Here is a 9,208-nt window from a genome sequence, read left to right on the forward strand (position 1 = left end):
CAGCCGCAGGCTATCCGTAGTACTGGATCCCCGCATCCGAGGGGATGACGGTGGTGAGCTTGCGTTGGCGTAGCAACCAGCACCGTCGATCCCGGCCATGACAAACTGGCGGCGGTTACCCCCGCTGCGCGCGGTCTTTTTCGTTCTGGGCCTTGATCGAGGCCTTGGCCTGCTCCCAGTCGGCGTCGCTCCAGTCGCGGAGCTGGTAGAAGTTGCCGCCCATGGCGAGGCCCTGGGCGCCGTCCATCGCGATGGTTTCGCCGCTGATCCAGTCGCAGCCGCCGGAGATCAGGAAGGTGGCGAGGTTCTGCAGCTCTTCCATGGTGCCGACGCGGCCCATCGGATTCATCTTGATGGTGCGGGCACCGGCCTCGTCGCCCGGCTTGATCCGCTTGCTCATGCCTTCGGTCGGAATTTCGCCGGGCGCAATGGTGTTGAGGCGGATGCCGTATTTTCCCCATTCGGTGGCGAGCGACATCGTCATGGCATGGATCGCCGACTTGCTCATCGCCGACGGCACCACATAGGGGCTGCCGTTGCGCACCCAGGTGGTGGTGATCGACACCACGTTGCCGCGATGGCCGCCGGCGATCCAGCGCTTGCCGACCGCGTGGGTGACGTAGAACGTGCCGTGCATCACGATGTTGGCGACGGCGTCGAAGCCGCGAGGCGAAAGATCCTCACTCCGCGAGATGAAATTTCCTGCCGCGTTGTTGATCAGGTCGGTGAGCGGCCCGCTCTCGAAGATGGTCTCGACCATATGGTCGACCGCCGCTGCATCGCGGATGTCGACGCCGTAGGTCATCACCTTGCCGCCGTACTGGTCCATCAGTTCGGTCGCGGTCTCGTCGCACACGCCCTTGCGGCGGCCGCAGATGTGGACTTCGGCGCCGAGTTGCAGGAAGCGCGCCGCCATCGCCTTGCCGAGACCGGTGCCGCCACCGGTGACGAGGATGCGACGGCCGGCGAGAAGCTGATCTGTGAACATGAAGAAAACCGCCTGGGAAAGTTGAAGCTGATCGTTAATTAGGTGATTGACTAAATCCCGACAACGCTTTTCTGTAGCGCGGCAACGCAAAACAACGAAGGGACTTCCCGATGAACGATCGCGTTTCGGTGACGATCACGGATGGCGTCGCCGATGTTCGACTGGTGCGCGTGGACAAGATGAATGCGCTCGATGCCGCGATGTTCGAGGCGTTGGTGAGCACCACCGAACGGCTGGCGCAGGACAAAAGCGTGCGCGCCGTGGTGCTGTCGGGGGAGGGCAAGGCGTTCTGCGCCGGCCTCGACATGGGACGTTTCGCCGCGATGAAGGAGAGCGGCGGCAACGGAATTCCGGGAGGCGAATTTCGCGACCTGACCAAGCGCACCCACGGCCAGGCCAACGCACCGCAGCAGGCGGTATGGGGCTGGCGGATGCTGCCGGTGCCGGTGATTGCTGCGGTGCACGGTGTCGCGTTCGGCGGAGGCTGTCAGCTCGCGCTCGGTGCCGACATCCGGCTGATGGCGCCGGACGCCAGGATGTCGATCATGGAGATCAAATGGGGCCTGGTGCCCGACATGGCCGGCACGCCGATCCTGGCGACGCTGCTGCGCGACGACGTGCTGCGCGAATTGACCTACACCGGCCGCGTCGTCGATGCACAAGAGGCGGTGAGTCTCGGCCTCGCCACCAAGGTCGTCGACGATCCGTATCAGGCCGCGCTGGCGATGGCGCGCGAGATCGCCGGCAAGAATCCGGACGCGATCCGCGCCGCCAAGCGGATGATGAACAAGCTGTCGATCGATCCCGGACCGGCGCTGCTCGCCGAAAGCGTCGAGCAACAGAAACTGATCGGCTCGCCGAACCAGACCGAGGCGGTGCGGGCGAATCTGGAAAAGCGCGCGCCGAATTTCATCGACGCATAGCGCCACGCGGCAAATACATGACTTATCGAGAGGACGCCGCGCGCATCGCGCGGCGTCTTCACGTATAAGCGCCGCATCAACGCGCCGCAGCGTTGCGTCATACTCGCGCGCTGCAGCCAACCCCGACTCGAGAATCGGAGAGTAACAATGTCTGAGAACCAGCTTTATCACGGCATCGTTTCCGGCGACCGCCGCCGCAGCTTCGACGAAGTGAACGCCCGCGTCGCGACCATCGCCGGCGGACTGCAGGCGCTCGGCGTCAAACCCGGCGATTGCGTCTGCGTGCTGATGCGCAACGATATCGCATTCATGGAGGCGGTGTACGGCGTGATGACGCTCGGCGCCTATGCGGTGCCGGTAAACTGGCATTTCAAGCCCGAAGAAGTCGGCTACATCATCGCCGATTCCGCAACCCGGGTGCTGATCGGCCACGCCGATCTGTTGCACGCCGTCGCCTCGGCGATCCCGGCGGACCTTCCGGTGCTCAGCGTGCCGACGCCACCGGAAGTGATCGCCAACTACAAGATCGCGCCGGATCATCTGTCGCCGCCGACCGGCGCGATCGGTCTCGACGGCTGGATGGCGCAGCAGAAGCCGTATGACGGCCCGGCGTTGCCGCAGCCGCAGAACATGATCTACACCTCCGGCACCACCGGGCACCCGAAAGGCGTCAAGCGGTTCGCGCCGACGCCGGAGCAGGCGGCGCATGCCGAGAAGATGCGCGCGACGATCTACGGTCTGAAGCCGCAAGCCCGGGCGCTGTGCCCGGGCCCGCTGTATCACTCGGCGCCGAACTCGTTCGGCATCCGCGCCGGCAAGCTCGGCGGCGTGCTGGTGCTGATGCCGCGCTTCCACCCCGAAGAGTTCTTGGCGCTGGTGCAGGAGCACAAGATCGACACCGTATTCATGGTGCCGACGATGTTCATCCGGCTGATGAAGCTGCCCGCCGAGGTGCGCGCCAAATACGACGTCTCGTCGCTGCGCCATGTCATCCACGCCGCCGCGCCGTGCCCGGCCGACGTCAAGCGTGCGATGATCGCATGGTGGGGGCCGGTGATCTACGAGTTCTACGGCTCGACCGAAAGCGGCGCCGTGACGTTCGCGACGTCCGAAGACGCGCTGAACAAGCCAGGCACCGTCGGCAAGATTGCGCACGGCGCCGAGCTGAAGTTCATCGACGACGACGGCAACGAAGTGCCGCAGGGGCAGATCGGCGAGATCTTTTCGCGGATCGCCGGCAATCCGGACTTCACCTATCACAACAAGCCGGAGAAGCGCGCGGAGATCGACCGCGACGGTTTCATCACCTCCGGCGATATGGGCTATCTCGACGACGACGGCTACGTGTTCATCTGCGATCGCAAGCGCGACATGGTGATCTCCGGCGGCGTCAACATTTATCCCGCCGAGATCGAGGCGGCGCTGCACGCGGTTCCGGGCGTGCACGATTGCGCGGTGTTCGGCATTCCGGATGCGGAATTCGGCGAGGCGCTGATGGCGATGCTTGAGCCTCAGCCCGGCGTGACGGTGGACGAGAATTTCGTTCGCTCGCAGCTCAAGCTGGCACTCGCCGACTACAAGGTGCCCAAGCACATCAAGATCATGCCGGAGCTGCCGCGCGAGGATTCCGGCAAGATCTTCAAGCGACGCCTGCGCGATCCGTATTGGGCGAATGCCGGCCGGGTGATCTAACTCGCCGCGCTCTTGTGTTCCGTGCCGGCCAGATCGTCGGCCGGCCGGTGGTCGGCACGACTCAGCGCCGCGCGGACCAGCCGCGCCAGATCGGCGCGGCGGAACGGCTTCGACAGCAGCAGCACGCCGGGATCGAGCCGGCCGTGGTGCACGATGGCGTTCTCGGTATAGCCCGAGGTGTACAGCACCTTCACAGGCCGAATCCGCGCCACCGCATCGGCCAGCTCGCGGCCGTTGAGCCCGCCGGGCATGATGATATCGGTCAGTAGCAGGTCGAACGGCGTGCCACGTCTGACCTCGGCGAGCGCCGCTGCGCCGTCCGCCGCCGCGATGGTGCGATAGCCGAGGCCGCGGAGCTGGGCGAGGGCGAAGTTGCGGACCAGTTCCTCGTCCTCGACCAGCAGGATAGTTTCGCTGCCGCCCTCGACGGGGATGATCGAAGGCGGCGCGTCGATCCCGGAATCGGCCCGCGGCAGATACAGCTTCACTGTGGTGCCGTGCCGTTGCTCGCTGTAGATCTGGATGTGGCCGTTCGATTGTTTGACGAAGCCGTACACCATGCTCAGCCCGAGCCCGGTGCCTTTGCCGACACTCTTGGTGGTGAAGAACGGCTCGAACGCCTTGTCCAGTACGGACGGTGCCATGCCGGCGCCGGAGTCGCTGACCGCAATCATGACGTAGCGGCCCGGCTTCACTTCGGGGTGGTGCTCGGCATAGTCGGCGTCGAGCGACACATTCGCGGTCTCGAACAGCAGCTTGCCTCCACCTGGCATCGCGTCGCGCGCGTTGACGGCGAGGTTGAGCAGCGCCGACGACAGTTGCGACGGATCGATCAACGCCGGGTCGACCGCGGGATCGAGTCGGACGTCGATCTCGATGTGCTCGCCGATGGTCGGTCGCAACAATTGCTTGATATTCGACACCACGGTGTTGACGTCGATGTTACGCGGCTGCAGCGGTTGCTTGCGTGCGAAGGCGAGTAACTGCCGGGTCAGGTCCGCGCCGCGCTCGGCAGCCTGATCGATCATCTTGGCGATGGTGACGAGATCGGGCCGGTCGGCGAGCTCGTCGAGCAGGATTTCCGCGGTGCCGCTGATCACGGTCAGCATGTTGTTGAAGTCGTGGGCGACGCCGCCGGTGAGCTGGCCGATCGCCTCGAGCTTCTGCGCCTGGTGCAGCCGGCGTTCGGTCTCCTTGAGGGCGGAGACGTCGGTGAACACCACCACCGCGCCGCTGATCACGCCTTCGGCGTCGCGGATCGGCCGCGCATTGCCGGAGACGTCGACGATCTTGTCGCTGCCGAGCACGTGGAGGATCAGTTCGAAGCGGTCGACCGGTTCGCCGCGCATTGCCCGCCGTCCGGGGCGCTGATCGACCTCGAGGGGCGTCACGCCATCGGTGAGGAACGACTCCACCGAGCTTTCCCAGGTCGGTCCGCTCCATCCGGACGGCGCGGTGCGCAGCGCCACGGCGGCGGGGTTCTCGTAGATCACCCGGCCTTCGGCATCGATCAGCAGCACGGCCTCCGCCATCGCGTTCATGATCGACTCGAAAATCTCCTTCTCGCGGCGTAGCGCGGCGGTCTTGTCGCGCGCCTCCTGCATGGTTGCGGAGAACGCTTCGGCCAGTACGCCGATCTCGCCACCGGCATTGCGGGGCAGCGCCAGCGGTGCACCGCTGCCGAGGCTTTCGACCGCACGTGTCATGTCCGATAGCGGTCGTGCCAGGCTGCGGGCGAACGCCACCGCCAGCACGGTAGCGACCAGCACCGCGAAGCTGCCGCCGATCAAGGTCGATTTCGCCCACGCCAGCATCGGACCGCGGGTCATGTTCTGTTCGGCGATCGCTTCGACCAGCATCAGCGGTGCTGTGCCGGCGACGTTCATCGGCTGGACTGCGACACCGAACCGCTCGCCGTCACGGTTTGCGATCACTGCCGGCGTCCAGACGTTTCCGGTCAAGGCGCCGACAAGCGCCGGAAAGTCCTCCACTAGGTTCGATACCGTATCGGCGGTGATGTCGGTGTTCCGGGCGTCAGGATGAAACAGATAGCTGCCCTCCCGATCGACCACGTAGATTCTGGAGCTGGCGTGAACCGGAGCTCGCAACCCGGTGAAAGGCTTGCGCAGGTCGATGGTCGCAGCCATCACGCCGAATCGTCGGCCATCCTCGGCGAACACCGGGGTGACGACGTGAAGGACGGGGCGCCGCGTCGGCGTGGTGCCGGTGCGATCGTCGATCTGCTCGAGTTCGACCGTGGAGACCACCATGTCTCCGTCTTCCGCCGTGAGCCCGAGTTGCACCAGGGCGGCCCCGCTCGGCCGCCGCAGCTCGTCGCCGGCGAAGACGCGAATTTCGCCCCCTGGCCGCCGCTCGACGCGGACCACGTCGCGACCGGGGGCGCCGAGGCTGATCAGTCGATAGTGCGCAATATCCGGCTTGTTTTCGAGTTCCAGCGCCAGACGTCGACCGATCCGCTCTCGCCATCGCGGCAAGCTCTCTCCGCCGGCGGCCTTCTTCGACGGATCGAGGTTGAGTTCGATCAGTTCGTCGATGCCGATGATGCGGCGGAAGCCGAGCAGATCGGCACTGACGCTGTTGACAAGATGCGACAGGTCGCGGGCCTGGGATGAGGCATCGGCGTTGAGACCAGCCAAGGTTCGCTCGATCGCCACCGGCGCGATGTTGCGGTAGCCGAGATAGCCGACGCCGATCGCGGTCAGCACCACCGTCGAGACCACCAAAATCGCCAGCCTGGTCGAAAGCGTCAGCCTCTTGCGCAACTTGCTGCCCTCCAAGGTTGCAATGCTAGGCACGGCTTTCGCTGTGCTGCAACGATGCGGGGCAAACGCGCTCAGTTTTCTTTGGATAGTTGCGGGTCCGTGAGTTCCTGTTCTTGGAACTGTGAATTCGCTGCGACGATACGGGTAACCACGTGCCAATTAGCTCGGAGATGTTTCCGACAATTCAGCAAGCAGTGCATTCTCCGCCCGGCTCTCGCTGTGCTGCCTGTGGCGCAGCAGATGAAATGTGCGATGCGGAAGATCGAATCCTACGATGTGAAGCGTGCCGGCGGCGAGCGAGGGCGCCGCGACCAGAGCGGAAATCGCGGTGGCGCAGTCGGAACTTTCAACCGCGGCGCGGATCGCTTCGTTAGACGGCAGTTCGAGTCGCACTTCGAGATCGGAGAGCGCCAGTCCGCTGCGGCGCAGCGCAGCTTCGAACGCGCACTACCCAGCCGGTAGTGGTGAGCTTGACGGGGGGCAGACGTTGCAGCGAGCGCCACGGATGGTCGCGAGCGACCACGATTACGAGATCGTCGCTGCCGATCGGCGTCGCGCTGAGCAGCGGCTCGTCGACCTCGCCTTCGACCAGGCCGAGGTCGGCGCGGCCGTCGCGCACCGTGGCGGCGACCTGCTCGGTGTTGGCGATCGTCAGTTGCAGCGCGATGCCCGGATAGCGCTGCTGGAAACGCAGCAATCGCTGCGGCAGCCAGTAATTGCCGACGGTCTGGCTGGCGGCGAGGCTGAGGGCGCCGCGCTTCAGGCCGGCGATGTCGTCGAGCGCCTGCGCGGCGGCGCGGGCGCGGGCGAGCACGGCGCGGGCTTCGCCGAGAAAGTCGCGTCCGGCCTGGGTGAGCGCGATGCCGCGGCCGACGCGATCGAACAGCTTGACGCCATGACGCGCTTCCAGCGCGGCGATCGCCGCGCTGGTGGCCGATTGGGTGAGGTGCAGTCCGCTCGCGGCGCGGGTCATGTGCTGCTGTTCGGCGACTGCGATGAAGATGCGGAGCTGCTCCAGTGTCATCCGTGCCATCCAGTGAGTTTGATCAGCGCCAGCGCGAAGCCGGCAATGAACAGCGCGGCGGTGAGGCCGAGCAGAGCGGGACGCAGGCCGCGCGCGGCGAGTTTGCGCAAGTCGGTCTCCAGCCCCATCGCCGCCAGCGCCATCGACAGAAGGAAGGCGGTGATCGCCACGATCCAGCTCCTGGCCTCGTGCGGGATGGCGACGAACTGATTGACGCCGATCATCGCCGCGAAGCCGAGCACGAACCACGGCATCGGCGGCGTTGCGGCGTTGTCGCCGGCAGGCTGATGCCGGGCGCGACGGCGCGCCAGCATGCCGAGCCCGATCACCAGCGGCGCCAGCATCATCACCCGCGACAGCTTGGCGATGGTGCCGAATTCGCCGGCGCTCTGGCCACCCTGGAAGCTGGCGGCGACGACTTGCGCGATCTCGTGGATCGAGGCGCCGGTCCACAGCCCGAAGCCGTGGGCGTCGAGGCCGAACACGCTCTGCAGCAGCGGATAGATCACCATCGCCAGCGATCCGAACACGGTGACGCAGGCGACGCCGTAGGCGACGTCCTCGTCGTCGGCGCGAGTGACGGTGTTGGTGGCGATGATGGCGGAGGCGCCGCAGATCGAGGTGCCGGCGGCGATCAGTTCGGCCAGCTTGCGGTCGACGCCGAGCACCCGGCCGAACCATACCGTGAAGCCGAAGGTGGCGAGCAGAGTCGCGGCGATGATCGCCAGCCCTTCGCCGCCAACCTCGATCAGTTGCGCGGTAGTGAGCTGCAGCCCGAGCAGGATGATGGCGAAGCGCAGCACCCGGCGCAGGCTGAACTTGACGCCCGGCACCGCCCAGGGCGGCGTACCGACGGCGTTGTGCGCCAGGATTCCGATCAGGATCGCCAGCAGCATCGGCGAGATGCCGGGCATCCCCGGGATGGCGCGCAGGCCGACTGCGGCGGCGGCGATCGGGGCGGCCACCAGCACGCCGGGCGCGATCGCGGCGAGGTGGTGCCCGAGACGTGCGGTGCGGCGGTGACGATGGTGCGGGTTCGGCTTGGCATTTGTGATCAGGCTCATGGATCGGCTCCTTGTTGCCGATCCATCGCGTCCGCGGATCAATCAATCAAACAGATTATTCTTCTTAAAGCAATCGATTTAGTAGATTAATCTATCGTGGCGCCGTCATCCGGCAAGTTCCTTCTCTCTGGAACCGTGGCGGCGCCGGATCGTTGCCGCTGAGCTGACTTGCGGGACTGCTTGGTGGCTTGCTTACCAAGTCGCGCGATGGGGCCTTGGGGTAGCAGCGCGGTCGCCGGTTCCGTGCTACACAGGGGCCTGCTGGAGGATCGATCATGACCGACCTGCAATCCGGGGCGTCTCGCGCCCATTGGCATTCCGGCATCGGCGGCTTCGTCGTTTCGGAATGGCCGTATCTTCTGATGTTGCTGCTGGCGCTGTTCGGCGTCGCCTACACAAGCTTTACCCCGACAAGCATTTATTGGGTGATTCTGGCGCCGTTCATTGGTCTGGTGTGCGTGGTGTCGCGCTGGCGCGAAGCGCGGGCGGCCGATCAGCATGCCTATCTGGTGTTGTCGCAGGTGCTGCACTGGGGCGCGGTGCTGTTGTGCATGCAGTTGATGTCGCTGCAGGTCACGCGCCAGCTCGGCGGGCTCGCGGCGGCGCTCGGCGTGCTGACGCTGCTGGCGCTCGGCACGTTCTCGGCCGGCCTGCACATCCGTGCCTGGAAGATCTCGGTGGTCGGCGTGATCCTCGGCCTCAGCGTGCCGGCGATCGCCTTCCTGCAGCAGACC

General features: G+C 65.7%; 5 protein-coding genes and 2 pseudogenes. 3 read left to right on the forward strand and 4 right to left on the reverse strand.

Going from position 1 to position 9,208, the window contains the following annotated elements; translation table 11 throughout:
• Positions 1 to 115: 115 nt before the first annotated feature.
• Complete coding sequence (locus DU475_RS02040; protein WP_013503444.1) at positions 116 to 988, reverse strand: SDR family oxidoreductase; 873 nt, start codon at positions 986 to 988, stop codon at positions 116 to 118.
• Between the two features lie 110 nt (positions 989 to 1,098).
• On the opposite strand from DU475_RS02040, the gene DU475_RS02045 reads away from it, so the two are divergent.
• A complete protein-coding gene (locus DU475_RS02045) occupies positions 1,099 to 1,911 on the forward strand; it encodes a crotonase/enoyl-CoA hydratase family protein (protein WP_164630388.1) in 813 nt (270 codons plus the stop codon).
• A 147-nt stretch (positions 1,912 to 2,058) separates the two neighbouring features.
• On the forward strand, positions 2,059 to 3,603 hold the full coding sequence (locus DU475_RS02050) for an acyl-CoA synthetase (protein WP_142882261.1): 1,545 nt from the start codon (positions 2,059 to 2,061) through the stop codon (positions 3,601 to 3,603).
• Here DU475_RS02050 and DU475_RS02055 read toward each other — a convergent pair.
• The 3 genes and pseudogenes from DU475_RS02055 to DU475_RS02065 form a co-directional block, all read right to left on the reverse strand.
• Complete coding sequence (locus DU475_RS02055; RefSeq protein ID WP_164630390.1) at positions 3,600 to 6,386, reverse strand: ATP-binding protein; 2,787 nt, start codon at positions 6,384 to 6,386, stop codon at positions 3,600 to 3,602. The two genes, DU475_RS02050 and DU475_RS02055, sit on opposite strands and share 4 nt — an antisense overlap.
• Positions 6,387 to 6,545: 159 nt before the next feature.
• Positions 6,546 to 7,410 (reverse strand): annotated as a pseudogene (locus tag DU475_RS02060) (LysR family transcriptional regulator).
• Entirely contained in the window at positions 7,407 to 8,474 is a 1,068-nt protein-coding gene (locus DU475_RS02065; RefSeq protein ID WP_164630392.1) for a YeiH family protein, read from the reverse strand. Before DU475_RS02065 ends, DU475_RS02060 begins: the two are co-directional and overlap by 4 nt.
• Positions 8,475 to 8,749: 275 nt before the next feature.
• Here DU475_RS02065 and DU475_RS02070 point away from each other — a divergent pair.
• Positions 8,750 to 9,208: pseudogene (locus tag DU475_RS02070) on the forward strand (hypothetical protein); the annotation flags it as partial.

The organism is Rhodopseudomonas sp. WA056, assembly GCF_010906995.1.
Lineage (GTDB): Bacteria > Pseudomonadota > Alphaproteobacteria > Rhizobiales > Xanthobacteraceae > Rhodopseudomonas > Rhodopseudomonas palustris_G.